Raw genomic sequence first — 26,428 nt, forward strand, 5'->3', positions numbered from 1 at the left:
AGGTTTTAACCTTTAGACAAGGTTTTACTTGATTTTGAGTGGTTTAAGCTGATTTAAGCTGTGAAATATTGCGGTTTAACAGTAGTTATTTTACGGAACATTCTTACATCAAAAAGAAAGCTTATGGGTTTTTTCCCCTTTTTTGATCCTTTTGTCGATAAAGTGTACGGCGCTGTCGGAGCGCATGGGTTTTTTCCTAACTTTAAGCTTAATCAACAATTTTTCAAACAATCACAATGAAAAAACTTTATCTCTCCTTGTGTGCAATGCTAATGATTGGCTCAGCGGCATTTGCCACAAACCCTACAAACCCCATTGATGAAAACTGTTCCACTGAAGAATTCACTCTTGGGGGCACTGTTTTACAGCCACATAGCCTGTATGCAGTAGCTGCTTTTGGAGACGGCGTAGCTCGTTTTAGCTATTTTCCAGAATCAGACCTTTTGAACTACGATCCAGCGACTTTGGTAAACACCGGAATCTCTACCAACTATGGTTTGGATTACAACCCTGTTGACGGGATGGTTTACTACTTCTCTGAAGGTACTAGCGGACGAAGCATCTTTACTTTGGATGTAGGATCTGGAACTAGTTCTGAGATCGCTGCCATCACTTCTTCAGGAGGAGCAAACAATGCTAACGCTATGGCCTTTGACCGCAACGGAGTACTTTATGTTGCTTTCGGCTCTGGTGATTTGAACATAGTAGATCCTTCTACTGGTGTTGGAACCGCTTTGGGTACTTTACCAGGATCTGGTGGTGCTGGAATGACCTATGACTGGGACAACGACCGATTGATCTACACTGTAGGTACGGGCCCAATTGACGTTTATGAAATTGACACTAGTACAGGAGTAAGCAATCTATTGTTTCAATTTGCTTCTGTACCAGGAGCAGGAGGTTCTTGTACGTCTCAGGCCGTGGAGTATGTAGGTAATGGTAAGTGTATCTCTTCTTCAACTTTTGGTTGTGGAATCATTTACACTATTGATTTGAATACGGAGGCAGTAGTAAGCCTTTCTGATCCAAACCCATTTGACAATTCCATTAAGGATTTGATGTATATCAACGCAGGTTCTCCTTTTGCGGTTGCTTGTAATGATGCAACCACTGAGGTTCAAGCGGACCTTTCTGTGCCGTTAGAAGGCTGGGAGATCAGTAACGCTCCAATTAACAACCTTTGGGCAGTAGATGCTTTTGCAGGCGGTACCATGGATGTTCACTTATACACGTATGATGCAGATACAGATGACATCGGTATTCGTGTGGCTAATCAAGGAATGACTGGATCCAACCAATTTTACGGAATTGACTGGCACCCTATTGAGAACACGGTGTACATTATGCAAGACAACGATAGTTTTGAGCGCTCTTTGTTCCGTGTTGATGACATCACTACAGGTACTTTGACTTTTATTGATACCATGGTTTCTCCATTGGGAGATACCCAACCACAAGACTTTACTTTTGGTAGTGATGGCGCAATTTATGTGACCTTCCAATCTGGAGAAATAGGTCTTTATGATATCAGTACTGGAACCATGAATGCCTTTGCTGATGTTGGAACTGCAGGTTCTGACGGAGGTGTTGGGTTTACTTATGATTTTGACAACAACCGTCTTTTACATGCCAGTTCTTCGGGTACGGTAAACGTGAATGCTATTGATATTGCTACTGGAACTGTTAGCCCAGTAGTTTCCTTTGCTGTTCCTGACGGCGGTTGCGGAGGTTCTGCACAGGGTATTGAGTACATTGGAGGAGATCGCGTACTTGGTTCAACTACTTTTGGTTGCGACGCTATCTATGTAGTTGATTTGACTTCAGGAACCGGAACTCAACTGGCAACTCCATCTGCAGATGGTTTGACTAGTTCTACTAAGGATTTGATGTATGTGTCTTTTGAGCACACGCTATCACCAGATCCACTAGATTGTGATGACGTTGGAGATGTAACAGTTAATATTATGGTGACCGATCTTAACGGAAACATGTCTAGCTGTGATGCTACAGTTACTGTAGAAGATCCTAACGATTTCTGTGCACTATCTGTAGATGAGTTTACGGAAGCACAAGTAGTTCTTTATCCAAACCCAGCCGGAGATCAATTGCAGATCCAGTGGAACGCTAACGAAGCCTTGGAGAGCATCCAGATCTTTGATATTACTGGAAAGCAGGTATTGACTCAAACCATGAACCAAAATGCTAGTTTGACACTAGACGTGTCTGAATTAGCAACTGGTCTTTATGTGGTGAAATTACAAAGTGCTGCAGGAACAGCGGTAAAACGTCTGATCAAGCAATAAGCTTTAAACAACTTCAAACTAAAAAGGCTCCTTTCACAGGAGCCTTTTTTTATTGTTCTTCTAAATACTCGTAGATAAATTCTCCCCGAACGTATTGCACATTGCGCAAACTGTCTGTACGGTAACTGGTGCGTTTGGCGTTTAGTGAGAGCCCCGTTTTATTCTCGTAGATATCGTTTCTAATATAGCTGTAGCTGCCGTTGTGCAAAACTAAGGCCGCCTCTAAACGGTAATTCTCTTTATTAAAGTAGTATTTCCATTTGGTTCCTTCGGAGCCGTCGCTTTCAGTATATCCTAAACCAATGACATAAACGGCTTGATCATCTTCTAAAACTTCATCATCAAATCGAACCAAAAGGTCGGCATCTGCCATTAACTTGAAGGGTTGACACAAGGTGTAAGGAGCTGTGCGCAAACTTTCCCGATAGCGCGTGCTGTCTTTGGCAGTGAGTTCAAAATTGGCTTTGATCACTCCAGCAGAATCCAACTTAAAGGCTTTTAGTTGACTATCGTCTAACCAGCGCATACTGGCAGGTAGATCTCGATATAGTGGATGGTGATAAACAATGCTGGTTTCAGACTCCAGACTGCCATCGGCTTTATAGAGTTTGGTGGTCTTTAGATAGCTGAGCTCATCCACAGCTTCCCAGGCGGCAATACCACCATGGTATTCCATACTTTTAAGTACAATGTCTTCTGCCGACTCTTCATTACATGAAATGCACCCAATCAGCAACAACAGTAAAGCCAAATGTTTCATCTATTTAAAAATTTTTATTTATCTGGAAATCAAGCAAATAAAAATTATTTGCATAGATCAACCGCTTCGCTTTCGCACAAAAATTTTAATTATAGCTACAGGCATGCTAATAATTAAATTTGTTTGTGCTCATTTCATAACAGATTATTTTGCGTAAACCGGCCCCAGTTCTCGGAGCATGATCTCTGTGATTTCTTCAATGCCGTATTTGTGGGCCCAGCCCCAATCATTTCGAGCTTCAGAATCATCAATGGAGTTTGGCCAAGAATCTGCGATCTCCTGTCTAAAATCAGGGTCGTAGGAGATCTTAAAATCAGGACGTTGTTTCTTTATTTCAGCCGCGAGCTCTTCAGGAGTAAAACTCAAGGCCGCCAAATTGTAGGAGCTGTGAACTTTGATTTTTTCTCTCGGTACGTCCATAATGGAGATAGTGGCATGGATCGCATCTTCTATATACATCATAGGAAGTTCACTTTGCGCATTCAAAAAGGACACATAGCAATCGTGTTTAAGCGCTTTGTGGAAGATGTCTACTGCGTAGTCTGTGGTTCCTCCTCCTGGAGCTGTTTTATAGCTGATCAATCCCGGATAGCGAATGCTTCTCACATCCACGCCAAATTTCCGGTGGTAATATTCACACCAGCGTTCTCCGGCCAGTTTACTGATCCCATAAACCGTGCTGGGCTCCATAATGGTTTGTTGCGGCGTATTATCTTTAGGAGTTGATTCTCCGAAAACTGCAATACTGGAAGGCCAAAAAACCTTTTCAATCTTTCCATCCTTTGCCAAGTCCAAGACGTTGAAAAGCGAGTTCATATTGAGTTGCCAAGCCTTTTCTGGGAACTTCTCTCCTGTGGCAGAAAGCATGGCAGCAAGCAGGTAAACTTCAGTGATCTCATATTGGATCACCACATCTTCGATTTGACTGTAATCGGTAGCGTCAATAACCTCAAAAGGTCCTTGCGCCATCATTTCATCATCTGCTTCTTTGATATCACTGACAATCACTTTTTTTGCACCGTATTTTGAGCGTAATTGTGTTACCAGTTCTGTGCCTAATTGTCCACAGCCACCCAGGACCAGGATTCGAGATTTTAGCATAATTGGTCTAAACTAAGGAAGTATTTATTTGGTTGCGCACCCTCTAAGAAGAAGCTGCAAAGCAAATATAAGCAGAATAAAACTGAGAGGATTCCTGCCTTTATTTGTGTTTTCTACAACAGTCTCAGGGCAAGGATTTGATTATATTTGCCCAGTAATGCGCATTAGATTCAACATACTCAGCGGTTTTGCTTGTTGCTTTTTTTGCTTCGGATTGTTATTCACGGCTTGTGACTCCAATTCCGGACAGCAACAACAAGATCAGACTGCAACCAAGGACAGCACATCCTTTTATGGAACGGCCAGTATAAAGCTACCACGCATAAACGCTGCCGCCACTCCCATTGTGAATGATTGGTCCATCTTTGATGATTTTGAAGATGAACTCATCGCTATGAATACCCTTTCTTTAGCAGAGATCCGTTCACGCTCAGAACGCTTGGTGAGCTTTTCAGATTCTTTGGCCAATACAGTACCTGACACTTTAGGAGAGCAAAGTATTCGTTCTCGTGTGAATGTTTTACAAACACGGGTTAAGCTTTTGAATCAAGCTATTAATAGTGAACGCCCTAGAGCCGAGGCCATTTCTACATGCTTTGAAGAACTCAATACTTCTATGGCTAATTTAAAGGTGCGCATTAATGAAAAGATACTCAAGGATCGCATTGATCTGGACAGAAAAGAAAATGAAGAGGCCGAACGCGAAAAGCAAAAGGCCATTTTAGACTCTATAATTGCAGCAGAAAATCAGCGATGATCATAAATCGTGTAACGTTTCTCGCTCAAAACGGTCTTATATCCATAAACTAAGAATAAATCATTTAAATAACTTCTATGAAGCGTATGTATTTGCTAGCCTCTTTGGGTGCTTTTGCGAGCATTCTGTTGGTTAGTTCGTGTAATAACGAAAACGACATGGCGCAGAAAGATGACGAACCTCGCGGTATCATTCTGGCCAATATGGACACCACCGTGTCCCCAAAAAATGACTTCTACAATTATGTTAACGGAACCTGGCTCAAGGAAACGGAGATTCCTGGAGATCGCTCAACTTGGGGTGGATTTAGCGTTTTGCGTAAATCTACAGATGCCGATGTATTGGAATTGATTGCAGAGGCTCGTGAAAGCGGGAAGTACAGCCCAGAGACCGATCAGGCTAAGGCGATCTTCCTCTTTGAATCCAAATTAGATACCGTCGCGCGTGATGCTGCTGGAATTACTCCTTTGCAACCTGCTTTAGACGCTATCAATGGAATTTCAAATTTGGAGGATTTACAAACCGTTTTAGCAACAAATTCTGCTGTTAGTGCTCCATTCTTAGGTATGCAAGCCTTTGGAGATTTCAACGATTCTTCCATGAACACTTTTTACGTAACTCCAGGCGGAACTGGATTGCCAGATCGTGATTACTACCTTTTGCAAGACGAGAAATCTAAGGAGATCCGTGAGGAATACAAGAATTTTATCGTGAAGATGCTTCAGTATGTTGGAGACGATGAAGCTACGGCAAGAGCAGCTGCTGAGAAGATCCTTGCCATGGAAACTCAACTGGAGGAGCCTAAATTGGATAAGGTGGAAAGCCGTGACGTTCGAAATCTAAACAATCCACGCACTTTTGCAGAATTACAGGCAATGATTCCATCCTTGAACCTAGACAAGCTAATGAAGGACATGGAAGTGCCTGTGCAGATCGAAAGTTTGATCGTTCTAGATCTCGATTATATGTCGGCCTTGGAAGACTTCATGAAAAACACCTCTATTGAAGATATCAAGACTTTGGTAAAGTGGACTACTTTGAATAACTCTGCCAATATGCTCACCACAGAAATTGAATATACCAACTGGGAATTCTATTCTAAGTATTTGAGAGACACTAAAAAGCAACGTGATCCTAAGGAGCGCGCTTTGGCAACTGTAAACAACAATGTTGGAGAAGCGCTTGGAAAGCTATACGTAGATGCGAAATTCCCGCCAGAAGCTAAGGCCAAGGCTGAGGAAATGATCGGAAACGTTATCGAAGCTTATAAAAAACGTATTAGTGTAGTTGATTGGATGAGCGACAGTACAAAAACTAAAGCCATCGAAAAGCTCGATAAGTTCACCGTGAAGATCGGTTACCCAGACGAATGGGAAGACTACTCTGAATTAGCAATTACTGAGGACAACGGTTACTTTGACAATATGATTGCGCTCAATAAGTGGGCAACTAAAAAGAACCTAGCAGATATTTACCAGCCGGTAGATCGCAGCGAGTGGGGAATGGCGCCACAAATTGTGAATGCGTACTTCAACCCATTGAACAACGAGATCGTATTCCCGGCAGCTATTTTACAGCCTCCTTTCTACGATTACTTAGCAGATGATGCTGTGAACTACGGTGGAATCGGAGCCGTAATTGGGCACGAGATCTCTCACGCCTTTGATGATTCTGGAGCGCGTTTTGACGGAGACGGAAACGCTGTGAACTGGTGGACAGCTGCAGACTTGGAGCAGTTTACCGCTCGCGGAAAAGCATTGATTGAACAATATGACCAAATTGAAGTGGTAGATTCTGTTTATATCAACGGAGCCTTTACTCTTGGTGAGAACATTGGTGACTTAGGAGGAGTACTCGGAGCCTACGACGGACTTCAAATGTATTTTGAAGAGAATGGACGTCCTGATAATATTGACGGTTTCACTCCAGAGCAGCGATTCTTTATGTCTTGGGCAACCGTATGGCGTACTTTGGCAAAAGATGAGGCTTTGCGCACTCAGGTCCTCACAGATCCACACTCTCCAGGACGTTGGAGAGCCACTCAACCTTTGCAAAATGTGGACGCCTTTTACGAAGCGTTTGACATTAAAGAAGGAGACGGTATGTGGTTAGCACCAGAAGAGCGCGTGCGCATTTGGTAATAAGACATTTCTTTAAAGACAGAAGGCCTTCCCAATTTGGAAGGCCTTTTTTTGTTTATTGCAGAGTGATACTGTCCTGAATAGGTAGCTGCAAGGCTGCGGTGTCAAATTCATCTTGAGTTACTATAGCATCTTTGATCACAAAGGGAGATGGGATCATATCTGCACTGCGCTCAGGAATGTTGAATTGATCGCTTTTTAATAAGTCATGCGAGTAGGATATGAATTTGAAAACAGGCATTTCTCCATTTTCAGTTTCAAAATCAATGGTCAGTGGGTCGCTGTCTGTGATGTGGTAGCGTCCCATAAAGTTAGACCTGCGTTTACTCCAAATATATCCCGTGCTGTCTGCATGGATCTTTTGCCCATTATAACTTAAGGCTTTAAAGCGATACGTAGTATCTGCATAAATAGCAATACGCGTGATCTTTCGCTGAGGTTCCAAGGTTAAGCTATACCGATTTGTTGCAGTTGTGTCTGTATTTAGGCTCGCGTTGAGACTTGGAATTCGTTTATTTTCAAACTTGATTCCATAAGTGTAGCCCGTATTGTACTTGCTGCCGGCAACAGAACTTACCAGCGAATCTGCAGCAACCGGAGCTTCTCCCAGCACTGCGCGGGTCCAATCGTCTAGAATACCGTCATAGGTAACCATATAGGCTTCCTCTTTGGAATTGTCTTGATAGTAAACCAAAGAGTTGGGTTTGGGTCGATCTTCAGACCAACCGCTTTGTGTATGGGCGGCTATCAAAAAGATTAGCAAGAAAAATAGACTGATCTTCCACAAGTATTTATTGAACGGAAACGCTCCAGTTACTGAGGCGATCAATCCAAAAAGCAAGCCGGTAAATACCACGCTGGCCACCAACATTTCTAAACCTAAACCTACCGGGAAGAACTGCACCAAAGGACTAAACATGAGTACAGCCGGAGCAGAGAGGATCGCAATTAGAAGCGGATTAGCTTCGGGAGCTTTGATCAAATAGGCCAGAATAAAGAATCCGAAGTAAACCGGAATAATAAAGTAAGCAGCGCCCGGCAGATAAAGAGCAACTGCCGTATTGACGATCATCCACATAAGCAAAGGAACCACCATAAGGTTAGCGCGAGAAATGGTCGCACAAAAACGACTGTACAGGCCAAAATAGACGGCTAAGGTTAGCATCACAAAGGCCACAATGTAATAATGACCGTTATAGGTGAAGCCGTGTTGGATCTCTCCGTACTGCGGATACACTTTGTAGAGTAACCACATCATACCGTGGGTCAATAAAGCGGAAACAATTAGTGAGAGCAAAAATACCCCTCCAGCTTTTCCCCACTGCTTGCCTTGTAGGGCTTTCTTTTTGGTTCCCCAAAGCAGTAATCCCAAAAAGGCAAACCACCCGATCAAAACCATGGGCAAGACCCAGGAGAAAGGGTAGGTAATAAAGTCGACCAAAGGAAAGTTCACATAAACATTGTCTTCTTCCGCTTTTAAACTGCTGAGGTCTGCCTCGGCAAAGTAGGTCAACAACGGCATTAAATAAGATCCTTGGTGCTCTAGCGAATTACGATCCAGGTTTTCGTAATTATCATTGATGGTATGATAATCATAGTGATCGTCAATAAAAGCAAAAAAGAAACTATCAATGTCTCCATCTTCTCTAAAAACGGTACTGTCTGTATCGTTAGGAAGCATTTTGTAAATACTATACATCAAAGAACTGGCCACTGGGAAATCAGGATTGGCTTCTGCAAATGCTTTGATCAGGTTTTGGTTTCCACCATTAGTTTCCACGATCATATTGGAAGGCCCACCGCTACCTCGGGCTTCAAAATTGAGGACCAATCCTGCATTTTTTGCCCAAGGATGCTGATTTACATAGGTAGAGGCTCCGTTAAGGCCGAGTTCTTCAGAATCCGTAATACAAATAATGATGTCGTTCTTTGGGGTCTTGCCCGTGGCCAAATAGGCCCGAACACTTTCCATAATGGTTACCACTCCAGATCCAGCGTCACTGGCTCCTAGACTATAACTTTGTGCGCTGTCATAATGAGAGAGCAGCACCAATGATTTGCCGTCTTCGTTTCCTTTTATGCGGGCAAGAATATTTTTTGGTTTAACGACTTGTCCCCAGTTTTGGTTGAGGTCATAGTCGTCTTGAATGCTGACTTCCAAGCCCATTTTGGTTAATTCCTCAGCAATATATTCTCTAACTATTGCATGACCCTCAGAGCCTAAGTAGTGAGGTTGTGCTGAAATTTCTTTGAGATGCACTAAAGCGCGAGCCGTAGAAAATTCGGTTTCCGGAGCAGATTCATCAGAGATTTTTGTGGGCATTAGGCTGTAAAAACTGTACCAAACCAAACCAATAATGAGTAGTAAGGACAGTAGGTGGGAAGTTCTTTTCATCCGTAAAGTTTAAGTGGTCTTGCGGTGAATTTTTACCGCATTGCTTAAAATTAAGATAATTATTTGGTTTGATCCGATTGCTGCTTTCCCGTAAGTGAAATTGCGTAAATAATTGTATATTAGGGTAAAACAGTAAGATCATGGCCATTAAAAGTTACGTAGGACGACGCTCCAAACCTATCAAAGGGTCTGCTGAAAACATTCGTGTTTCAGACTACATGACTCGTAAACTAATCACCTTTCGGCCCGATCAACCGGTGCTGGAGGTAATGAACACCCTTATCAAAAACAAGATTTCGGGAGGTCCCGTGGTTAATGACAAAGGGGAGCTCGTCGGAATTATTTCCGAGGGCGATTGTATGAAGCAGATCAGTGAATCTCGTTACTATAATCAACCTATGGATAATATCACTGTAGAGCAGCATATGGCAACAGATGTTGAAACCATAGATGGTGATCTCAATGTCTTTGATGCGGCGCAGCGATTTGTGAATTCAAAACGCCGTCGATTCCCAATTGTGGAAAACGGAAAATTAGTTGGGCAGATCAGTCAGAAGGATGTGCTCAAAGCAGCACTGCAAATGAAAGGGCAGAGCTGGAAATAAATTAGTTTGAACTATTTTTTGGAAAAGCTTCTGGATCATTCGTGACCAGGAGCTTTTTTTTCACAGAAGCAGTAAGCTCAAGCGTGCGTTGTGAATTGTCGTTGCTCCAATTTGCTACTCCAGCAATGGCAACTTTGTCGCCTGGAAGTAAAATAGATTCCTCAAAATAGAGGGTTCGCCTTATTTTGAGCAAACCATCGGCTTCAGAGATCTTAGCCTGCTTCAGAAAAGCATTGTATTTCTCGCGATCCACTTTTAGTCCCTTGCTGTCCATATGCAGGTGCGTCCTCAGATGGAATCTACATAATTGCGGATGCGTGGATACTATTTTTGCAATATCGCTTCCGTCTGAGATCGAAAAGGGTACAATTTTAAGATCTTGAAAGATCAGAGATTCTCCATCATTTTTCCGAACAAACACCTTGACTTTATAAGCGGCACAGGGCAAATCAGTGAGCGGAGAACGCAATTGGCTTTCACCCAGTTGGGCGTTCCCATGCACACGGACATAGGTCCCGTTCTTAGCACTGTATAATGGAATCGCAGACATTTTTTTGATTGACCTGAGCACTATTTGCTTCGTGTTGAACAGCAATGCATTCAGCGCTAAAAACGATACGAAGACAACTACGAATAGCACCAAAACCCAACCCCAGGTTGGCAAGGCTAAAGAAAAGTTTGGAATGATCATCTGCGCTTGGGTAAGGTTTTAAGAGCTTTGGGCAAATCTGTTACAATGAGGCGTTGTCTGAAGTTACCACTGAGCTCTAAAAGTCTCGAAAAATTAAAGCCTTCAACGGGCTCGTCCAGGCGTTTCCATTCTGCGTTTCCTTTTACAACAACATCCTCTCCAACTTGTAGAATAGCCTCCTTATAACGCAGCGTTTTGTCAGATTTAAACAGCCAGGTCTTCCCGTCGTAATCTTGAGAATTAAGGTATTGTTTCATGGCTTGTGTTGGTTTGGTTGACCAACTACCGCTGCGTCTGTTATGATCTACCACTAAATGAAAAAGCAGTGCGCGTTTGTCGTGTGCCCTGATTTTAGCCTTTTCTCCTCCAGAGACCAAATAGAAGGGGCTGTATTTAAAGTCATTGATCACAGTATGCCAATTTTTGTCACCCTTGCGTTCCACGATAATATGATAATACACACAAGGGCGTTTACTTAAAGGCGCAATTAAAGGCTCATTTATGGCTTCCACGATTCCATGTAAGCGCACATATTCCTTGTCTTTGACAGTGTTGATTGGTTTGGATGGACTCTTTTTGAGTTCGCGTAATATCCTGTTTTTTTTACTGTAGAAATAAGAGATGGCCGCAACAATTCCAATGACCGCAAAGACCGCCAATGGAAAAATAATATCATCATTCATAGGATAAGGCTATTCGCGTTTTACTAACGCAAAATAGTCGTTTTCTAGCGGTAAATACCCTTGGTCATAGACAAAATAATAGACGGCTCCCGCTTTTGTGGTGTAGATTCGAGTGTACAGATTGAAGTTAAATCCCAGTTCGAGCAGTTTTCCACGAGTGGTTTTGCTTTTTTGCTTCGGATTCAGACTTTTTAAAATGCGCCAGTTTCTTCTGAGGCTATTATTGGTGTTTCGGATGGCATTTGTAGCATCTCTGTTGATGCGGTTATTGTAGTTGTTTCTACAGCCGTCATCGCAGAATTTTTTGTCCACTCTACCGATTACTGTGGTGCCACATTCTAAACATTTTCTTTCCATTGCTTCGGATGTTTTTTAGGGAGCACATGGAAAAGTACTGAAATCTGACTTTGGATAGAACCCTTGACTTGACTTAGTAAACAGGATTTATAAATATCAAGCTGATCCGACAACAATCACTTACAATTCTTTCCAAACAACTGTAAACGATAGCTCACCGACTATTCCTTTGATGCCGATCTATGTTTGCCCTGTCGAATCAAAGTGGTTCGATAGCCTTAACTGTTAATATTTAAAACAAATTATTATGAATGCACTTAGAAACAAAGTACAGTTGATTGGACGATTAGGACAAGATCCAGAAGTATTGACCTTTGATGATGGTGGGAAGATGGCCAAATTCTCTATGGCCACCGATGACAGCTATAAAGACAAGCAAGGTCAAAAGATAGAGCGCACCCAGTGGCACAATATCATTGTTCGCGGGGGTTTGGTCAATATTGTTGAGAATTACATATCCAAGGGTCAGGAGATTGCTGTGGAAGGAAAACTCAGCAACCGTTCTTGGGATGATAAGGATGGCAATAAACGCTACACCACAGAAGTGATGGTCAACGAGCTACTGCTCTTGGGGAAAAGTTAAATCAGCTCCTCAAGCTTTTTCGGGCAGCTTCAGAGCTGCCTGTTTTTATAGTTTCAAAGTCTGAAAATTGAGGGGGATGTTGTTTTATTCGTGCTCAGCAAGAATACAATCTGCTATAGATTGAAGATAATGACTTGTGTAAATGAAAATTAAAACGCATTTTTACCGCATGTTGAAAAACACATTACATAGCAAACCCGTAGGGAATTATCCTATGATCATAGACGGTTCAGAGCAGTTTTGGCTGATCCGCAAGGGGTGCTATGTACATTTTTAGACCGAGAAAATTCGCATTTTAATGCATGTACAATAGGGCGCCCAAGAAATTGGGCGCTTTTTTTTGAATTTTTTTAATCGAATAGTATGACAAAAACTTTAAACCCGTTTTGGGGAGTGTAGCACATAAGTAATTGATAGTAAAAAACTTAAATCTAACTCCCGATAATCCGCCAAAAGCGGACAGGGATCTCCTATGTCAAAAAATAACTTAACTAATTGATAATCAGTAAAATAAATTGAATTTTTATTTGGATTTTACAAAACAAGTCGCATCTTTGCAGCGCAGTTTTAAACAACGGAATTGCAATTAGTAATTAATAAATAATAAACGATGCAGAGCAATATACTTTATGACTTTAGCACAGTGGCAGGGGAGCTGTCACCGCTAACAATTCAGACTCGCTTCGTGATATTTTATAGCTAACTCACCTATGAAAGATCCGAAGCCACATTAAACCCGCTTCGGATTTCATTTCCTTTTTACAGATGACACCCGTTGCGGCAAGTTAAACGCTAGGCCTTATGGCCAAGCAAAAGTTCTTTTACCGTAATGGAAACAAAGCAAAACATGTATTTGTTAAAAGCTTTGGACGCTTATCCTTATGAGCTGCAAGAGGCAATGGAAGCGCTGGAATATGCCCTTTCTTATGAGCCAGAGAACGCAGAGGCACTCTTTTTAATGGGTCGCTTTTACAGCGAACAGTTGCAAGATTTTGAAACGGCCAAGTACTATTATGATGCAGCCTTAGCTCAAAATTTGGCCATGCCAAGAGTCTATGTCTACTACGCCCAGCTCTTAATAAACAATGAGGATTATCCGGGGGCCAAACGCTTGCTTGAATTCGCAAAAACCCAGAAGGGTGTGGATCGTGCTTACTTGTGCTATTTAGAGGGCTTGATCATGGAATATGAGGCCGAATTCAAACAGGCAAAGAAAGCTTATAAGCGGGCTAAAAAGTTGAGCGTGAGCAACAACTTCCGCAGTCAAGTGGATAATGAAATTGCTCGTGTTAAGGACAAGCAACCCAAAGCCAAGACAAAGGCAAAAAAGAAGAAAAAGAGAAAAAACAAAAAGAAGAAATCTAACAAATAAAACCCGCTCCGCTGGGAGCGGTATTTGGAAGTGCGACGGCGTTGGAGAGCCGTAGGAGTCTGTAAAACTCCTGTCATCGCGACTGAGATAGTTCGAATCTATCACTTCCACAAACAGTACTGTGGCTCAAAGGCTAGAGCACCCGGTTGTCGCCCGGGAGGGTATGGGTTCGAGTCCCATCAGTACTGCAACATTGACTTGTGGTGTAATGGCAACATTCCGGACTTTGAATCCGGAGATCGAAGTTCGAATCTTCGCGAGTTAATTGGAATTCTGGCAGAAGAGGTTATGCGCTCCGCTGAATCCGGAGAGATACACGTTCGACCCGTGTGAATTCCACATCGAGCAAGCCCTGTGAGGTGTTTCTGTACAGCACCCTTGTATGCTTGAGTGCCTCTATGGTATTCTTTAGGTATATGCAGCTTGACTGGAAGGCTTTGGAGAGAAGCCAAAACATATCTCGTGAACGCAAGATGGCGTCGGTTCAAATCCGACCACCGCTCAAAATGGTGTAACTCAGTTTGGTAGAGTACTTGTTAGAAATGTGCAGGTTCGAGTCCTGCTTCTGCTTGTGGCAGAATGGCGGAAATGGTAGACGCGCTAGATGAGGGTTCTAGTATTTTTTAGGGTCTGTAAAACCCACCATTGAGTTGACTGCTCACAAAAACAGTCGCCAGCCTTTTACGCTGTTAAAAGAAGTGGTCAAAAGGTATTGTTAACCTGTCTTTAAGGCATGTTGACCCCTTGTACTGGCCGAGGTAAAGCTCACTGGTTCTGGGAGTGTCAAGCGCTTTTTAAGGAAGACTGATGGTCTAAGCTCGGGCGTTGTGCCTTAAAGCATTACACCTAAAGTCGCACTTAAAAATCCATTGATACCAAAGGAACTAAAGTTGCGCCTTCGCAAGTGGAGTGGAACTTTTGACCGCTTTAATAATGAAAACCTGCAGCCTTGCTGCATTGAAAATATAGTTCTCGCTTTTTTACCGGTAGGCGAGCCTGTGACCGACCCAATTGGGTCAAAAATTGAAGTTGAATATTTAAAATTTAGAACAAATGAAACGAATCCGAATTAACACAGGAAAAGCTGGATTGGTCTTTAAAAATGGCGAATACCAACGCGTTTTGACTGCCGGTGTTTACTTCCTTGGATGGAGAGAAAAGCTTATAACCGCCGATATGGGATTGATTTTTAACGCACCCATTTCATTGGATATTTTGCTTAGAGATGAGGAGCTCAAAGCCATGTTGCATGTGGTGGAGGTGGCCGATAACCAATTGGCCTTGGCTTACAAGAACAACCGTTTCTTGCAGGTCTTCACCGCGGGGCGTTATGTGTACTGGAAAGGACATATTGATTTTAAATTCACGATGGTAGATCTTGACAAGATTTACATTACTGAAGATATTGACAAGTCTCTTTTCAACACACATAAGTTGGGTATGTTCATCAGAAAGTTTGAGGTAGAGAATTATGAAAAAGCCGTCCTTTTGGTTGATGACCAATACGTCAAAACCTTGAGCGGTGGTACCTACAGATTCTGGAAAAACGATACCAGCATTAAGATCGCCAAGGTTGATATGCGACAACAACAGTTGGAGATCGCTGGACAAGAATTGTTGACCCAGGATAAAGCGACCGTTAGAGTTAATTTCTACGCGCAGTACAAGGTAACCGATATTGAAAAGGCTTTGCTTGAAAACAAGAACTACGAAAAACAACTTTACGTAGTCTTGCAATTGGCATTGCGTGCTTTCATTGGTGGATATACTTTGGATAAACTTTTGGAGAGCAAAGATGAATTGGCTGAAATGGTTTTGAAAAAAGCCAAAGAAGCCGCTGCGGCTTTGGGAGTTCAGATCTTGAGCACAGGTATCCGTGACATTATCCTTACGGGAGAAATGAAGCAGATCATGAATCAAGTATTGATGGCTCAAAAGCAAGCGCAAGCCAACGTAATTACCAGACGTGAAGAAACCGCTTCTACCAGAAGCTTGCTCAACACGGCCAAACTTATGGAAGACAACGAAATGTTGTTCGCCCTTAAGGAAATGGAATACGTAGAGAAGATCGCAGACAAGATCGGACAGATCACCGTTGCCGGTAACGGCGGTGTTGTCAAGCAATTGAAAGAGATCTTCGAGCTCAATAAATAACGAAAAACCCCGACCATTTGGCCGGGGTTTTCTTCATCAACTAACTAAACATACCTACTTTACAGTGAGGGTATATTGTGGTGTTTTATTCAGCGGACAGAAGTAAACATACTCGCCAGCTTCTAGATGCACAACGTTGGATTTTTCAGTGGTTCCTTGCGCAACGACTTGAGTTACGTAGGCCGACTTGATGTGGTTGGCAGGATCTGATGCATCAGCACCTTTGGGTACTAATACAAATCCTACATCCACGCCCGCGTTGTTATTGGTAATGGCAAAAACATAATCACCAGCTTTAAGTTCCACGCTTTGTTGCGTGAATTGCCCTTTGGTTTGTTCAAGAGCAACAGTTTGGGCCTTGTCATTCATGCTTTTCTTCATGTTGTCTTGCGCTTGTGCGCTAAGTCCAGCGCTAAATACAAAGGCCAATGCAATTAATAAAGTTCTCATAGTTTCTATATTTTTTTGGATTGATTATTAAACAGTTTGTAGGGTCAACGGTTGTGCTGCAGGAAAATCTACAGGTACATCCGTGGTTTTGTGTAGATAGTTAGAGATGGTTTTATCACCGACCAACACTATAGTATCTACTAAGTTTTCTTTGGTGTAACCTGCATTGAAGAATTGCTCTAAAGCACCTTCAGAAGCGGCTCCACGGTTTTCTGTCACGTCTTTGGCTAGGTTTGCCAAGGCATTGAGTTTGTTGTCAAAAGATGCCGCCCCAGAGCGTAGCTCTAGAATCTGATCATCATTGAAACCGTTCATTTTTCCAATAGCTGTGTGTGCCGCTAAGCAATAGCTACAATCGTTTACTTGACTTACCGCCAAATTGACTACTTCTTTTTCTTTAGCAGATAGAGAAGTCTTGCCGTTGGACAGGGTCAAATAGTTGCCCAAAGCGTTTTCACTGTAAGCGTAGGTGGCATATAGATTTGGAACAAATCCCAATGCTCCTTTTAGCTTGTCAAAAATGGCTTGGTTATTTTCACTTACTTCTTCTCGAGTAGGTACGTTAAATGATTTCATTGTATTTCGATTTTATGTTTGTAATTAATTTGATAGGACAAAATTGCTTAAATACTAAGCGGCAGACCATGTAAAAAACTCCTTCAATCATGTCAATTATTCCTTTGGTTACAAAGAAGTTCTCATGCTGCTGAATGGTCTTTCAGCCTCACAATAGAAGTCGTGATGACCCTTAGAGGCACAGTGCGATTTTGTGTTGAATTTTATAGATTTCACTTTATTTCTATTGAATTTTGTAGAAATAAGCTCAAAAATGGAAGGAATCGCTTTCATATCGTTCATTTTAATGTTCAATACAAAGATGCGATCATAAAAGAGTCCTCGCGATGGAGAAGTTTCCCTAGCGCATGTAAATAATTCCCTAAGCGCTCAAGGTCTCTTTGGATGCTTTAAAAGCTGATGGAGGCATGCCGGTATTCTTCTTGAAGAGTTTGCTCAGGTGTGCAGGATCGTCAAATCCCAATTCATAAGCGATCTCTTTACTGCTCAAATCGGTATAAGTTAAAAGGCGTTTCGCTTCCAATACAATTCGGGCATGGATGATTTGCAAAGGAGTACTGTTGAATTTAGAAAAGGAATTTGCCAAAGTTTTGGGAGACTTAAACATTTGCTCGGCATAGAACTTTACGCTGTGTTCATTTTTAAAGTGGGTTTCTACCAACATATTGAACTTGCGCAAAAGGTCTGATTTCTTTTTGTGTTGCTGCGGATGGTCTCCAGCATTGAGTAGGCGAGTGGTCTTAATGATAAAACGCGCCATTAACATCCGAAGCATTTCTGCTTGAACACGATCTTGGTTGTCCATCTCTTCCAAAAAGATCTGATGTAAAAGTTCAAATTTCTCTTGTTCTTCTTGAGAGAGGTTTACTAAAGGTATATAGTCATTACCAAAGAAAAGATCTCCGGCACATCCAACAGTTTTGTCGTGATCTTTGATACAATAGAATTCGCGGTTGAATTGATAGACGCGCAGCGCATCGCCTGAATTGAATTGCACGTATTGAATGGGGGTAAGTGCCAAAATTTGATTGGCTCGCAATAGGATGGGTTCACTATCTACAATGATCTCAACGCCAGATTCTAGCGCCCAAATAAAGCTATAAAGACCAATTTGCCTGGGGGAGTCAAATTCTTTTAAAACCTGCTGATCGCCAATTTTTAATAGCGCATCTGTAGAGAATTCGGTAAAGGTGGTAGTTTTCATAAAGCAATGGTCTCAAAAAGAGATCAAAACTTACACTTTAATAAAAAAAACAGGCCGCAGCTTTATTTGCGACCTGTCAGCTAAAAAATCTACTTGTCCATTCGAACAATTTTAGGAGTAAAGGTGCCGACTACAGCGACCAATTCCTGTTGGTTTTGCATCACGCGTTTGATGTCCTTATAGGCCATCGGCGCTTCATCAACGCCTCCACCAATAAGACTCACCTCATGCGTTTTGAGCTGCTCTTTCACCTGACTTTGGGTGAATTGCTCTTTACACGCTCTGCGTGAGTGCAATCTACCTGCGCCGTGTGAAGCGGAATTCAAGCTGTCTTCATTTCCCAATCCGCGGACAATATATCCCGGAGCAGTCATAGATCCTGGAATAATTCCCAAAACATCTTGACCAGCAGGAGTGGCTCCTTTGCGGTGCACAATGCGCTCCACACCGCCGACCATTTCCTTCCAAGCGAAATTGTGGTGGTTCTCAATTTTCACCACAGCTTTGCTCCCGAGTAGCTTCCCGATTCGATAATGAATATCATCGTGACAAGCCTTAGCGTAATCGCCAGCCAAATTCATAGCCAACCAGTACTCTTGTCCATCATGGGTATCCATATCCAACCAAGCCAAGTGCTGCACATTTTTAGGCAGCGGGCACTGTTTTGATGCCAAATACGTATAGTGTTTAGCAATGTTTGCACCCAAGGCACGTGATCCGCTATGCGACAGCACGCCAAGGTATTCTCCAGGAGGCAACTGAACTTGAGAATCCTCTTCGGTAATGGTTACCAAACCAAATTCTACAAAGTGGTTTCCTCCACCAGAGGTCCCGAGCTGTTTAAACGCCTTGTCTTTAAGTCGCTTTAAAAGCGGAATCTCTTTAAATGCTGGGCGCTCAAAGAGCTCGTGATCGTGCTTTTTAGCATGCGTTTCATAAGGGCCAAATTTGGTGTGATCTCTCAAGATGTTTTCCAACATGGCCTGTTTTCCACGCAAGTAAGAAGCACTCATCGGATAAACCGTCAAACACATACGGCATCCAATGTCCACGCCAACTCCGTAAGGAATCACCGCATTTTCTGTGGCCAATACGCCACCAATTGGCAAGCCGTAACCGGCATGCGCATCGGGCATCAAGGCTCCAGAGATCGCGATTGGTAATTTCAAAGCGTCGTACAATTGATACTTCGCTTGATCATCAATCTCATTCTCTCCGTAAATACTAAACGGAGCTCGCGTATTACGCAGCTCGTGCATACGCACTTCAACAGGCTTTATTAGGCCTTCTGCTACTTTCCCCCAAATTGGATCGCCCATAAATTTTTGTGGGTCACGCAAGACTTCTTTCGCTGCTTCTAGCACGCGCACTTTCTTTTCACGTTTGTGGTATCGTTGATGATACCCAAAGCGATATTTACGGTATTGTTCTTAGGAAAACCGATTCCGATCAGGTCTCGGCCTTTTAGTTTATTTCCCATGATACATCTTCTTTTATCAATTGATCTGCAGAGTAGTGCTTAAGATTCCTTAGGGTTTGCTTTACCTGCTTGTTCTCTTTTTTAAAGCGGAGGTAATTGTCAAACTTATGATCCCAGTGGTAACGATTAAGCACTTGCTCAGCTTCGTAATATCCGGGCTTGAGCAGCTGCGAATCAATCCAATCCAGTTCACTTTCAATTTCAGGGTCTACAATTCTAGAATGTGTGACATAGGCACGACTGAACTTGATCTTGTAAACGCCTTTCGGAATGCGAACGTAGAATCGTGTTATTAATTTATGACTTTTTTCATGTCGGAATTGGAAGGGCGTACACAAGCCCTGGGCTTTTTGACTCAATTTATTGAACTGTCTTTTGCTCAGTGTGGGAAGGTTTCTGTGGATATAAAATCCTCGAGTCGCCTCATCCCATTGCTCTTGAGCATCTGCTTTGGTTTTACCCCAATGATAGGTCTGCATTTTAGCATAGACCTCCATGATGGCGGCTTTATAGCGGTAGCGTTCTACTTTACGTGTAATGACCACCTCTCTAAACCAACCGTGTCTAATGGGTTTTTCCAAAGCGACATAACCCAACTTGCGTTTTTCCATCCATAGGTTGCGTCGTCTTTTAAACAACCTCCGAACTTCTTTTTCTCGTTGTTGTTTGATATGAACGGGTTTCAATTGTCATTATATCAGTTTCAATTGGTCCCGGGACGTTGAGTAGCTCCATCAGTAAGCATAAAAAAACGTCCGAAACTTTAAGGGGCTTCGGACGTTTTCACCATCTGATGGATAGTGTCTATTAGAAGACGTCACGAAGCACAAGCATATCCGCAGTTTGGATTTGCATCTGTGTAAATTGATTTGCGTATTGCATATTGCTTCGATTTTTAATGTTTTGCATTATTGCGCTGCAAAGATGAAATGGATTTTAATAAAAAACAAATAAAATATTGATAATGAGATAGTTATGATTTATTTTTGAGATATAGAATTCCGCTTCGTTACTCACGAAGTACAGCTGTTGGCCTTAATTAATTGAGGCTCTGATATTTTAGCATCCAGCTACATTTTTTCAATCGGGTCAAAAATTTTTCAAAAAAAAACGTCCAATTTTCATTGGACGCCTTAAAGTGTGTTTATTTCTGATCTATATCCATAGCTATTGCCAGTGGAAAGCCTCTAAAGCATCCGTTTTGTATTTAGACAATTGCATTTGCATGGTTATAAATTTGTTTCGTTTTGTGAGTGGCAAAGATGCCATTTTTTATCAAATTGGCAAATTCTGTACCAAAAGCCAAAGAGAAACAGCCCTTGCTTAAGTTGTTGAATCGACAACCTAAAACAAGGACTGCTCTGAAAAAAGCGCTAAAGTTTAGTTGCAAGTCACTCCAGAGACAGAGGGGTCTCCACAAGGGAATGAACCTCCACTGGCCCTAAAACATTCTTCCTCTTCTACGTAGTCAAGTTCAAAGTCGCCTAAAGTATTCCAACCGCCTGTACCACATTGCCATTGGGTTTGTACTTCTACGTCATGCGCGCCGGTAGGCGGAGTACGATTGGCTGTGTCGTCCTGGTTTACAAATACCCACGGCCCGTTATAAATAGTAGTTGTGTTCTGTCCTCTCCATCGCAATCTGAATTGAATGTCATGGAAGGAATCATTGGTCACAGTTACTTCCTCGTGATTAAATCCTCGACTACCACATTCTTCAATTACGTAATCTGTGGTGTACCCCATTTTAGCAAGCGAATTGTCTTTCAAATATCGAATGGTGTAGGCAATAGGAGCTCCAGGATTGGTTCTGCTATAAACAGCGTTCTCTCCTGTAATGATGTAGTTTAAACTACCGGGTCCGTCTTCAATGTTGGCAGCGTCAACGGCGCTGGTGGCCACTTCTGCATTTCCACCAATAGTAATGATACTCATGCTGGAGTTTTGAAGGACTTCATCATAAGAAGCCGCTAAGGTTCCTGTAGCGTTGTTAAAGCCACTGCCGTATTCCAATACAGCGTCCAAATTGATGGAAGTATCCATATTGGTAGTCTCCATGCGCACCATGATAATACGTCCGTAGGCTACGGAGGCGACGTAAGCCGGTGGCGTATCTGAGTTCATGATTGCCTGTACTTGTTCCAGAGAAACATCGGTTCCAAATACGGCTGCCGGAGAAACGGGCGTATCCATAGTAACCGTATAAAAGACCTGCTTAAACGCGATAGAAGCCACGCGTACTTCTGTGTTGGATTCGTAATCAAATTGCGCTGCAATAGATCCGCTGGCCCATTCTGCGTTGAGTCCTATATCAAAACTCAACTGCTTAGAAGAATAAGAAGTAGCAGATTGATAGGTAGAGTTGGCTTCATTGACATAACCGTCTTGATAGGCGTTGTCATTCCACCATTCTAGGGCAACATCAAGTTCGGCATCAACCGCGGAAAAGCTTCCCGGCGATTCCACGCGGAAGTTTCCGTTTTCACCAATTCCGGGCAAGTCTACGCGCATATTTGCTGGAGCTCTATCCACTGCAAAAGGAGTAGGTTCTCCATCTAGCATGCTTCCGTTTCCGACTACTAAGGCTCCTGGGTAAATCACGCCAATAGAAGGACGCAGAATAGCAATTTCATCAAAGTTGGAATACAGATCGTAGCCGGTAGTGGTACAACCTGTGATTGTTCCTTGGACAGGTTCTCCGGGATCTTCGTCTTCAAAAGAGACTTCTCTTGAGCTGGCCAAGCCACCTGTTTCTTGGACTTCAAGTAGCTCATCTTGGTTGTAGGATAGCTGAAGTAGGTATTCATTAATACTGTTGGCGTCTGGAGTTACTCCGTCCAGACCATCGTCTTCTGTGCTACAAGCAAACAGGATAAAAAATCCTCCAAGGAGTAGCGGTAAGATGCGTTTTGTTGTTAGTGTAGTTTTCATTGTACTGGTTTTTGATTCAACAGGGTCAAAACTAGAATGAGGCTGGCTAACCTCCTAAAAATCAGCATGGACAAACCATGGACAGGGGGTAAAAAAGTTGATTTTAAAGGGCTTGCGGAGGTATTAGGAATCATGTCATTTAAAAAACTAACTTTGAGTATGCTTGCAGGGCTACCGCTTAAGTTTCCGTATTTTGATATCTACAGCACACCGCTTTTGTTGTTTATGATGCAAGGTGCTGTATTTGCTTTTTTGCTTTTTATGCGAGGACGCAGGCATGGACGTTTGGCCGATTACCTGCTCGGTGCAGTAGTGTTGATCACCTGCTATGAACGGACGCATTACGCCATAGGTTTTATGGAATGGTACGATACCTATCGCAACACTAAAGTCAATTACTTTCTTATTGATTTTACTTTGCTTTTAGGACCGATTATCTATTTCTATGTCCAATCGGTAACGGTCCCAAATTTTAAATTGGGCAAGAAGCAATACCTGCAGTTTATCCCTTTTGTGCTTTATGCCGTTTACTGTTTGTTCCTTTATATATATGACGCTGCCCAACCCGGTTTTGACGATACCCAGAACGGGGAACTCATGGCGTCACTGCATTTAAAGTATATAGACAAGCTCATGTTCATTGTCTTCAACCTGTCCATGATGTTGTACTTGACCTTGGCTATCCAACAGTTCTACAATTACCGAAAGCGAATAGCACAATACTACTCCAACACCTATAGGTTGCAGTTTAATTGGATTCGCATCTTTTTGATCATCTATGCGAGCCTTTTCCTTTATCAAATGATTCAAACCGTAGTTGAGGAGACCATAGTCGTGTTGCATTGGAAACAGCGCTGGTGGTATCATTTACTCTCTGCGGTAATTGTGGTTTATGTGGGAATTAAAGGATACTTTACGGATACCGTTGAGCTTTCTGAATTGGAGGCCGATGGCAGACCTGTTGCTCCCACTAACAAGGCTAAAACGCCTATTGACGCCAATCCTGAGTTACAAGCTGCCCTCTTGAACTATATGCAACAGCAAACAGCCGCACCTCAATCCAGAATTAACGCTCTCTCAATTGGCCATTGGGATGAATCTTCCCAGAACAGAACTGTCCGATCTACTCAACAAGAACTTGGGCAAGAACTTCAATGATTTTGTCAACGGTTATAGGATTGAAGCCTTTAAGGAAATGATTCGAAACGGCAAGCACCATCAACTTTCTGTACTCGGCTTGGCGGAAGAAGCTGGTTTTAACAGCAAAGCTACCTTCAATCGGGTGTTTAAAAAGCATACCCAAATGTCTCCTACGGAGTACATCAACTCACTATAAAACAATACTTTACATTTTTTTGAGACGTCTTGAATTCTCTTTAAGACGCCTAGAGTCTATTGTGAGACTTCAGGCTGATGGTTGCATCGCATCTTTGCCTTGTTGAACATCAAAAAAACATTCGTCATGAAAAAATTCAAACACTTAGTTATAAGACTTATTCGCCCGGTAAAAACAATCCAAATGGTATGCGGATCTGCTCTTTGCCATTCCACGTATAGTCGGAGGACTTTTATTAACCATCGATTTTGGGAGCAGCAAATTCGGTATGCCTTGGTCACCTGCAGAAAAGGAGTTAGGCCTTTTTGAAGTTGTGGATTGGTTCCCAGAAGACGTAAAGGCCTTTGGAGGAATCTTTGCCTTAGCTCCTACTTTTTTTTGCGTGGATGGGTGCGGCAAGTGAAGCCATTGGAGGGCTCTTTTGGGCACTAGGCTTTAACACTCGAATGACCTCCTTTTTAATCATGTGTACCATGCTCACGGCAATCTTCCTTCAAAAATGGGGAGAAGGTACTTGGGGCATGCTACCGGCCATGGGCTTTCTATGGATCGCCATGTTCACGCTAGTGCTCGGTTCGGGTCGATTTGGCCTGGATGCGGTCATCAGCAGAAAATTCAATCAATCAAAATCATAATCAATCAAAATTCAAAAAAATGAGAACACTATTTTTCACAATCGTATTGATCGCCACACAAACCTTTGGACAGGTAAAAGGCGACGGAAAACATCATCACCAAGAACTACCCAATTACAAACATCAAGGCAGTTAGTGTCCAACTTTATGCTAAGGTCACTATTGATCCAGAGGCTCCCGAAGGGGTAACTATTACAGGAGATAGTAATCTTTTAGAGTTGATTGGGAAGACCGCAGTGAACGGAACCCTAACCTTGGATCAAATCGAGTGGATCCAACCCAGTCAAGACCTTATCATTAAAATTGGTGCTCCTAAAATTGAAGCGCTAGAACACGGCACTCACGATACCACCTATGTGATCAACTTGAACGCAGAGCAGTTTAGCGTTGAGGCCAATGTAGGTCTGGTGATCCTATCCGGAAATGTCGAAAGGCTGAATGTCGAATCCAAGCTGGCCACCATTAACGCATCCAGTTTAAAGGCAAATAACGCAACAGTAAACATTAGTAGTCGTGGGTCGGCTACGGTAAATGTGAGTAACAAACTAGAGACCCAGTTGGATGAAGATGCATCCTTAAAACTCTTTACAGAACCTAAGGTGATCACAGGGAATTATCAGGCGCCACAGACTGCTACGGCACCAGTGGAGATTCCAGATTACATCAGCTTTAAAATAAAAAACAACTCGTGGAACCGCCGGAACTTTTATGTAGAAGGTCCAAATCAAGACGGTTCGAGCTTTAGTTACGGCTTTCCAATTATGCCTGGTTTTAGCCGAGCAGAACGTTGGACAGTGGGCACCAAGATCTATTTGGACAAAGCTGTGGGCAAAGGCAAACTCTTGCATACCGTCACGGCCCAAGACGAAGGAGCAACCATAAAACTTTTCCAGTAAAGAAAGCCGCGTTTGCGGCTTTTTTAGTGCTTTCTTTTTAGTAATTTAAAGCTCTCTTATGGCAGATACCCTCAATCACCTAATTACCGCTTGCCAACAAGGAGACGAGCGGGCTTTCCAGCAGTTGCATGCGCAATATGCGCCGGCTATGTTGGGTGTTATTGAAGGAGTGGTAGGTAAGCCAGAGGTTGCTCAGGAACTCTGTCAAGATGTGTTTTTAAAAGTATGGACGCGTTTGGACAGTTTTGATCCGGAGAAAGGTCGCTTTTTTACTTGGCTTTTGAATATTGCGCGCAATACGGCGATCGATCATTTGAGATCCAGATCAGCCAAAGAACAAAAACAAAACCTAAACCCGACTAATTTCGTAGATATATTTGGAGGGAGTAATGCCTTTGAGGGTCAGACCGATGCGATTGGTCTTACCGCCATAGTGGAAACCCTTGAGATGCGCTGCAAGCAACTGATCGATAGATTATTCTTTAAAGGATTTACGCAGCAGCAAACCTCAGAAGATCTGGAGATTCCTTTGGGAACCGTAAAAACTCAGATCAGAAAATGCATTAATGGCCTGCGGGCAAAACTCGGAATTGATTCATAATGGATACTGAAAAGTACATAGCATCTGGAATTTTAGAACTCTACGTAAGTGGAGCGCTATCTCCTGCAGAGCACGAGCAAGTGCATCGCTTGGTGCAGCAGCATCCAGAATTGGCTGCCGAGGCGGATCGCATAGAAGCCGCATTAATGGCTTTGGCCCAGGCTCGAGCAACTACTAAAGTTGGTAATGCTCCTCGCGTGATCTCAAGAACCAATTCAAGACCTAAATGGCTCACTTATGGAGGTTGGGCCGCTGCTACTTTAGCTACGGCAGGATTGATTAGTTTGTTCGTTGAGCGTTCCGAGCTGCAATTGAGCGTAGAGCAGATGGAGCAAAAAGAGATCTTCTTAGAAGCAGAATTGGAGTCTCAAAAGGCAACCAATTTACTGACCGTGGAATTACTTGATGCCCTGCGTG

24 protein-coding genes, 2 tRNA genes and 2 pseudogenes are annotated in these 26,428 nt (G+C 42.7%); 16 read left to right on the forward strand and 12 right to left on the reverse strand.

The window, feature by feature from the left end; translation table 11 throughout:
- Window positions 1-236: 236 nt before the first annotated feature.
- Window positions 237-2,303: a T9SS type A sorting domain-containing protein gene (locus ACSLP7_RS07595; protein WP_435578746.1), complete on the forward strand. Its 2,067-nt coding sequence runs from the start codon at window positions 237-239 to the stop codon at window positions 2,301-2,303.
- Window positions 2,304-2,352: 49 nt separating this feature from the next.
- On the opposite strand, the gene ACSLP7_RS07600 is transcribed toward ACSLP7_RS07595, so the two are convergent.
- Entirely contained in the window at window positions 2,353-3,063 is a 711-nt protein-coding gene (locus ACSLP7_RS07600; RefSeq protein ID WP_435578747.1) for a hypothetical protein, read from the reverse strand.
- Window positions 3,064-3,207: 144 nt separating this feature from the next.
- Window positions 3,208-4,164, reverse strand: coding sequence for an NAD-dependent epimerase/dehydratase family protein (locus ACSLP7_RS07605; RefSeq protein ID WP_435578748.1), 957 nt, complete (start codon window positions 4,162-4,164; stop codon window positions 3,208-3,210).
- Between the two features lie 157 nt (window positions 4,165-4,321).
- Here ACSLP7_RS07605 and ACSLP7_RS07610 point away from each other — a divergent pair, with 157 nt between their 5' ends.
- Together ACSLP7_RS07610 and ACSLP7_RS07615 are read left to right on the forward strand one after the other, a co-directional pair.
- Window positions 4,322-4,921, forward strand: coding sequence for a hypothetical protein (locus ACSLP7_RS07610; RefSeq protein WP_435578749.1), 600 nt, complete (start codon window positions 4,322-4,324; stop codon window positions 4,919-4,921).
- A 77-nt stretch (window positions 4,922-4,998) separates the two neighbouring features.
- On the forward strand, window positions 4,999-7,062 hold the full coding sequence (locus ACSLP7_RS07615; RefSeq protein WP_435578750.1) for a M13 family metallopeptidase: 2,064 nt from the start codon (window positions 4,999-5,001) through the stop codon (window positions 7,060-7,062).
- A gap of 55 nt (window positions 7,063-7,117) precedes the next feature.
- Here the strand turns inward: ACSLP7_RS07615 and ACSLP7_RS07620 are convergent, their stop codons facing one another.
- The gene (locus ACSLP7_RS07620) at window positions 7,118-9,457 is read right to left on the reverse strand and encodes a M28 family peptidase (protein ID WP_435578751.1); all 2,340 of its coding nucleotides are present in this window, start codon (window positions 9,455-9,457) and stop codon (window positions 7,118-7,120) included.
- 140 nt (window positions 9,458-9,597) lie between these two features.
- Between ACSLP7_RS07620 and ACSLP7_RS07625 the strand changes: the two genes are divergently transcribed.
- Window positions 9,598-10,062 carry a CBS domain-containing protein gene (locus ACSLP7_RS07625; RefSeq protein ID WP_272830591.1) on the forward strand — a complete coding sequence of 155 codons (465 nt, stop codon included), beginning with the start codon at window positions 9,598-9,600 and terminating at the stop codon, window positions 10,060-10,062.
- A 1-nt stretch (window position 10,063) separates the two neighbouring features.
- Here the strand turns inward: ACSLP7_RS07625 and ACSLP7_RS07630 are convergent, their stop codons facing one another.
- The 3 genes from ACSLP7_RS07630 to ACSLP7_RS07640 are packed head-to-tail and all read right to left on the reverse strand — an operon-like array spanning window position 10,064 to window position 11,793.
- Window positions 10,064-10,753 (reverse strand): hypothetical protein, encoded by a 690-nt coding sequence (locus ACSLP7_RS07630; RefSeq protein WP_435578752.1) that lies wholly within the window; start codon window positions 10,751-10,753, stop codon window positions 10,064-10,066.
- Window positions 10,750-11,436 (reverse strand): hypothetical protein, encoded by a 687-nt coding sequence (locus ACSLP7_RS07635; RefSeq protein ID WP_435578753.1) that lies wholly within the window; start codon window positions 11,434-11,436, stop codon window positions 10,750-10,752. Before ACSLP7_RS07635 ends, ACSLP7_RS07630 begins: the two co-directional genes overlap by 4 nt.
- Before the next feature lie 9 nt (window positions 11,437-11,445).
- Window positions 11,446-11,793 carry a hypothetical protein gene (locus ACSLP7_RS07640; protein WP_435578754.1) on the reverse strand — a complete coding sequence of 116 codons (348 nt, stop codon included), beginning with the start codon at window positions 11,791-11,793 and terminating at the stop codon, window positions 11,446-11,448.
- 247 nt (window positions 11,794-12,040) lie between these two features.
- Between ACSLP7_RS07640 and ACSLP7_RS07645 the strand changes: the two genes are divergently transcribed.
- From ACSLP7_RS07645 to ACSLP7_RS07665, 5 genes are all read left to right on the forward strand, one after another.
- The gene (locus ACSLP7_RS07645; protein WP_435578755.1) at window positions 12,041-12,376 is read left to right on the forward strand and encodes a single-stranded DNA-binding protein; all 336 of its coding nucleotides are present in this window, start codon (window positions 12,041-12,043) and stop codon (window positions 12,374-12,376) included.
- Window positions 12,377-13,223: 847 nt separating this feature from the next.
- Entirely contained in the window at window positions 13,224-13,748 is a 525-nt protein-coding gene (locus ACSLP7_RS07650; RefSeq protein WP_435578756.1) for a tetratricopeptide repeat protein, read from the forward strand.
- 115 nt (window positions 13,749-13,863) lie between these two features.
- A tRNA-Asp gene (locus ACSLP7_RS07655) sits at window positions 13,864-13,936 on the forward strand.
- Window positions 13,937-13,942: 6 nt separating this feature from the next.
- A tRNA-Gln gene (locus tag ACSLP7_RS07660) sits at window positions 13,943-14,013 on the forward strand.
- A 788-nt stretch (window positions 14,014-14,801) separates the two neighbouring features.
- On the forward strand, window positions 14,802-15,902 hold the full coding sequence (locus ACSLP7_RS07665) for a slipin family protein (protein WP_435578757.1): 1,101 nt from the start codon (window positions 14,802-14,804) through the stop codon (window positions 15,900-15,902).
- Between the two features lie 54 nt (window positions 15,903-15,956).
- On the opposite strand, the gene ACSLP7_RS07670 is transcribed toward ACSLP7_RS07665, so the two are convergent.
- The 6 genes and pseudogenes from ACSLP7_RS07670 to ACSLP7_RS07695 form a co-directional block, all read right to left on the reverse strand.
- Window positions 15,957-16,352: a cupredoxin domain-containing protein gene (locus ACSLP7_RS07670; protein ID WP_435578758.1), complete on the reverse strand. Its 396-nt coding sequence runs from the start codon at window positions 16,350-16,352 to the stop codon at window positions 15,957-15,959.
- A gap of 27 nt (window positions 16,353-16,379) precedes the next feature.
- Window positions 16,380-16,928 (reverse strand): carboxymuconolactone decarboxylase family protein, encoded by a 549-nt coding sequence (locus ACSLP7_RS07675; RefSeq protein ID WP_435578759.1) that lies wholly within the window; start codon window positions 16,926-16,928, stop codon window positions 16,380-16,382.
- A 361-nt stretch (window positions 16,929-17,289) separates the two neighbouring features.
- Complete coding sequence (locus ACSLP7_RS07680) at window positions 17,290-18,132, reverse strand: helix-turn-helix domain-containing protein (RefSeq protein ID WP_435578760.1); 843 nt, start codon at window positions 18,130-18,132, stop codon at window positions 17,290-17,292.
- 89 nt (window positions 18,133-18,221) lie between these two features.
- Window positions 18,222-19,612, reverse strand: a pseudogene (locus ACSLP7_RS07685) (RtcB family protein).
- Window positions 19,597-20,223 carry a hypothetical protein gene (locus ACSLP7_RS07690; RefSeq protein WP_435578761.1) on the reverse strand — a complete coding sequence of 209 codons (627 nt, stop codon included), beginning with the start codon at window positions 20,221-20,223 and terminating at the stop codon, window positions 19,597-19,599. Before ACSLP7_RS07690 ends, ACSLP7_RS07685 begins: the two are co-directional and overlap by 16 nt.
- 769 nt (window positions 20,224-20,992) lie before the next feature.
- The gene (locus ACSLP7_RS07695; protein ID WP_435578762.1) at window positions 20,993-22,543 is read right to left on the reverse strand and encodes a thiol-activated cytolysin family protein; all 1,551 of its coding nucleotides are present in this window, start codon (window positions 22,541-22,543) and stop codon (window positions 20,993-20,995) included.
- A 36-nt stretch (window positions 22,544-22,579) separates the two neighbouring features.
- Between ACSLP7_RS07695 and ACSLP7_RS07700 the strand changes: the two genes are divergently transcribed.
- The 7 genes and pseudogenes from ACSLP7_RS07700 to ACSLP7_RS07730 all read left to right on the forward strand — a co-directional run.
- The gene (locus ACSLP7_RS07700; RefSeq protein ID WP_435578763.1) at window positions 22,580-23,701 is read left to right on the forward strand and encodes a hypothetical protein; all 1,122 of its coding nucleotides are present in this window, start codon (window positions 22,580-22,582) and stop codon (window positions 23,699-23,701) included.
- A complete protein-coding gene (locus ACSLP7_RS07705; RefSeq protein ID WP_435578764.1) occupies window positions 23,637-23,879 on the forward strand; it encodes a helix-turn-helix domain-containing protein in 243 nt (80 codons plus the stop codon). The genes ACSLP7_RS07700 and ACSLP7_RS07705 overlap by 65 nt, the downstream gene beginning before the upstream one ends.
- Before the next feature lie 268 nt (window positions 23,880-24,147).
- Window positions 24,148-24,282, forward strand: coding sequence for a hypothetical protein (locus ACSLP7_RS07710; RefSeq protein WP_435578765.1), 135 nt, complete (start codon window positions 24,148-24,150; stop codon window positions 24,280-24,282).
- On the forward strand, window positions 24,266-24,514 hold the full coding sequence (locus ACSLP7_RS07715; RefSeq protein WP_435578766.1) for a DoxX family protein: 249 nt from the start codon (window positions 24,266-24,268) through the stop codon (window positions 24,512-24,514). Before ACSLP7_RS07710 ends, ACSLP7_RS07715 begins: the two co-directional genes overlap by 17 nt.
- Before the next feature lie 161 nt (window positions 24,515-24,675).
- Window positions 24,676-25,410 carry a GIN domain-containing protein gene (locus tag ACSLP7_RS07720; RefSeq protein ID WP_435578768.1) on the forward strand — a complete coding sequence of 245 codons (735 nt, stop codon included), beginning with the start codon at window positions 24,676-24,678 and terminating at the stop codon, window positions 25,408-25,410.
- Between the two features lie 58 nt (window positions 25,411-25,468).
- Complete coding sequence (locus tag ACSLP7_RS07725) at window positions 25,469-26,011, forward strand: RNA polymerase sigma factor (RefSeq protein WP_435578767.1); 543 nt, start codon at window positions 25,469-25,471, stop codon at window positions 26,009-26,011.
- A pseudogene (locus ACSLP7_RS07730) lies at window positions 26,011-26,428 on the forward strand (hypothetical protein); the annotation flags it as partial. The gene ACSLP7_RS07725 and the pseudogene ACSLP7_RS07730, both read left to right, overlap by 1 nt.

The sequence above is a fragment of the Gilvibacter sp. genome (genome assembly GCF_965601605.1).
Taxonomy (GTDB): Bacteria; Bacteroidota; Bacteroidia; order Flavobacteriales; family Flavobacteriaceae; genus Gilvibacter.

Coding starts and splice junctions, on each gene's coding strand:
- ACSLP7_RS07595 (WP_435578746.1), top strand. CDS start 237: ATGAAAAAACTTTATCTCTCCTTGTGTGCAATGCTAATGATTGGCTCA.
- ACSLP7_RS07600 (WP_435578747.1), bottom strand. CDS start 3,063: ATGAAACATTTGGCTTTACTGTTGTTGCTGATTGGGTGCATTTCATGT.
- ACSLP7_RS07605 (WP_435578748.1), bottom strand. CDS start 4,164: ATGCTAAAATCTCGAATCCTGGTCCTGGGTGGCTGTGGACAATTAGGC.
- ACSLP7_RS07610 (WP_435578749.1), top strand. CDS start 4,322: ATGCGCATTAGATTCAACATACTCAGCGGTTTTGCTTGTTGCTTTTTT.
- ACSLP7_RS07615 (WP_435578750.1), top strand. CDS start 4,999: ATGAAGCGTATGTATTTGCTAGCCTCTTTGGGTGCTTTTGCGAGCATT.
- ACSLP7_RS07620 (WP_435578751.1), bottom strand. CDS start 9,457: ATGAAAAGAACTTCCCACCTACTGTCCTTACTACTCATTATTGGTTTG.
- ACSLP7_RS07625 (WP_272830591.1), top strand. CDS start 9,598: ATGGCCATTAAAAGTTACGTAGGACGACGCTCCAAACCTATCAAAGGG.
- ACSLP7_RS07630 (WP_435578752.1), bottom strand. CDS start 10,753: ATGATCATTCCAAACTTTTCTTTAGCCTTGCCAACCTGGGGTTGGGTT.
- ACSLP7_RS07635 (WP_435578753.1), bottom strand. CDS start 11,436: ATGAATGATGATATTATTTTTCCATTGGCGGTCTTTGCGGTCATTGGA.
- ACSLP7_RS07640 (WP_435578754.1), bottom strand. CDS start 11,793: ATGGAAAGAAAATGTTTAGAATGTGGCACCACAGTAATCGGTAGAGTG.
- ACSLP7_RS07645 (WP_435578755.1), top strand. CDS start 12,041: ATGAATGCACTTAGAAACAAAGTACAGTTGATTGGACGATTAGGACAA.
- ACSLP7_RS07650 (WP_435578756.1), top strand. CDS start 13,224: ATGTATTTGTTAAAAGCTTTGGACGCTTATCCTTATGAGCTGCAAGAG.
- ACSLP7_RS07665 (WP_435578757.1), top strand. CDS start 14,802: ATGAAACGAATCCGAATTAACACAGGAAAAGCTGGATTGGTCTTTAAA.
- ACSLP7_RS07670 (WP_435578758.1), bottom strand. CDS start 16,352: ATGAGAACTTTATTAATTGCATTGGCCTTTGTATTTAGCGCTGGACTT.
- ACSLP7_RS07675 (WP_435578759.1), bottom strand. CDS start 16,928: ATGAAATCATTTAACGTACCTACTCGAGAAGAAGTAAGTGAAAATAAC.
- ACSLP7_RS07680 (WP_435578760.1), bottom strand. CDS start 18,132: ATGAAAACTACCACCTTTACCGAATTCTCTACAGATGCGCTATTAAAA.
- ACSLP7_RS07690 (WP_435578761.1), bottom strand. CDS start 20,223: ATGGAAAAACGCAAGTTGGGTTATGTCGCTTTGGAAAAACCCATTAGA.
- ACSLP7_RS07695 (WP_435578762.1), bottom strand. CDS start 22,543: ATGAAAACTACACTAACAACAAAACGCATCTTACCGCTACTCCTTGGA.
- ACSLP7_RS07700 (WP_435578763.1), top strand. CDS start 22,580: ATGAGGCTGGCTAACCTCCTAAAAATCAGCATGGACAAACCATGGACA.
- ACSLP7_RS07705 (WP_435578764.1), top strand. CDS start 23,637: ATGAATCTTCCCAGAACAGAACTGTCCGATCTACTCAACAAGAACTTG.
- ACSLP7_RS07710 (WP_435578765.1), top strand. CDS start 24,148: ATGCCTTGGTCACCTGCAGAAAAGGAGTTAGGCCTTTTTGAAGTTGTG.
- ACSLP7_RS07715 (WP_435578766.1), top strand. CDS start 24,266: ATGGGTGCGGCAAGTGAAGCCATTGGAGGGCTCTTTTGGGCACTAGGC.
- ACSLP7_RS07725 (WP_435578767.1), top strand. CDS start 25,469: ATGGCAGATACCCTCAATCACCTAATTACCGCTTGCCAACAAGGAGAC.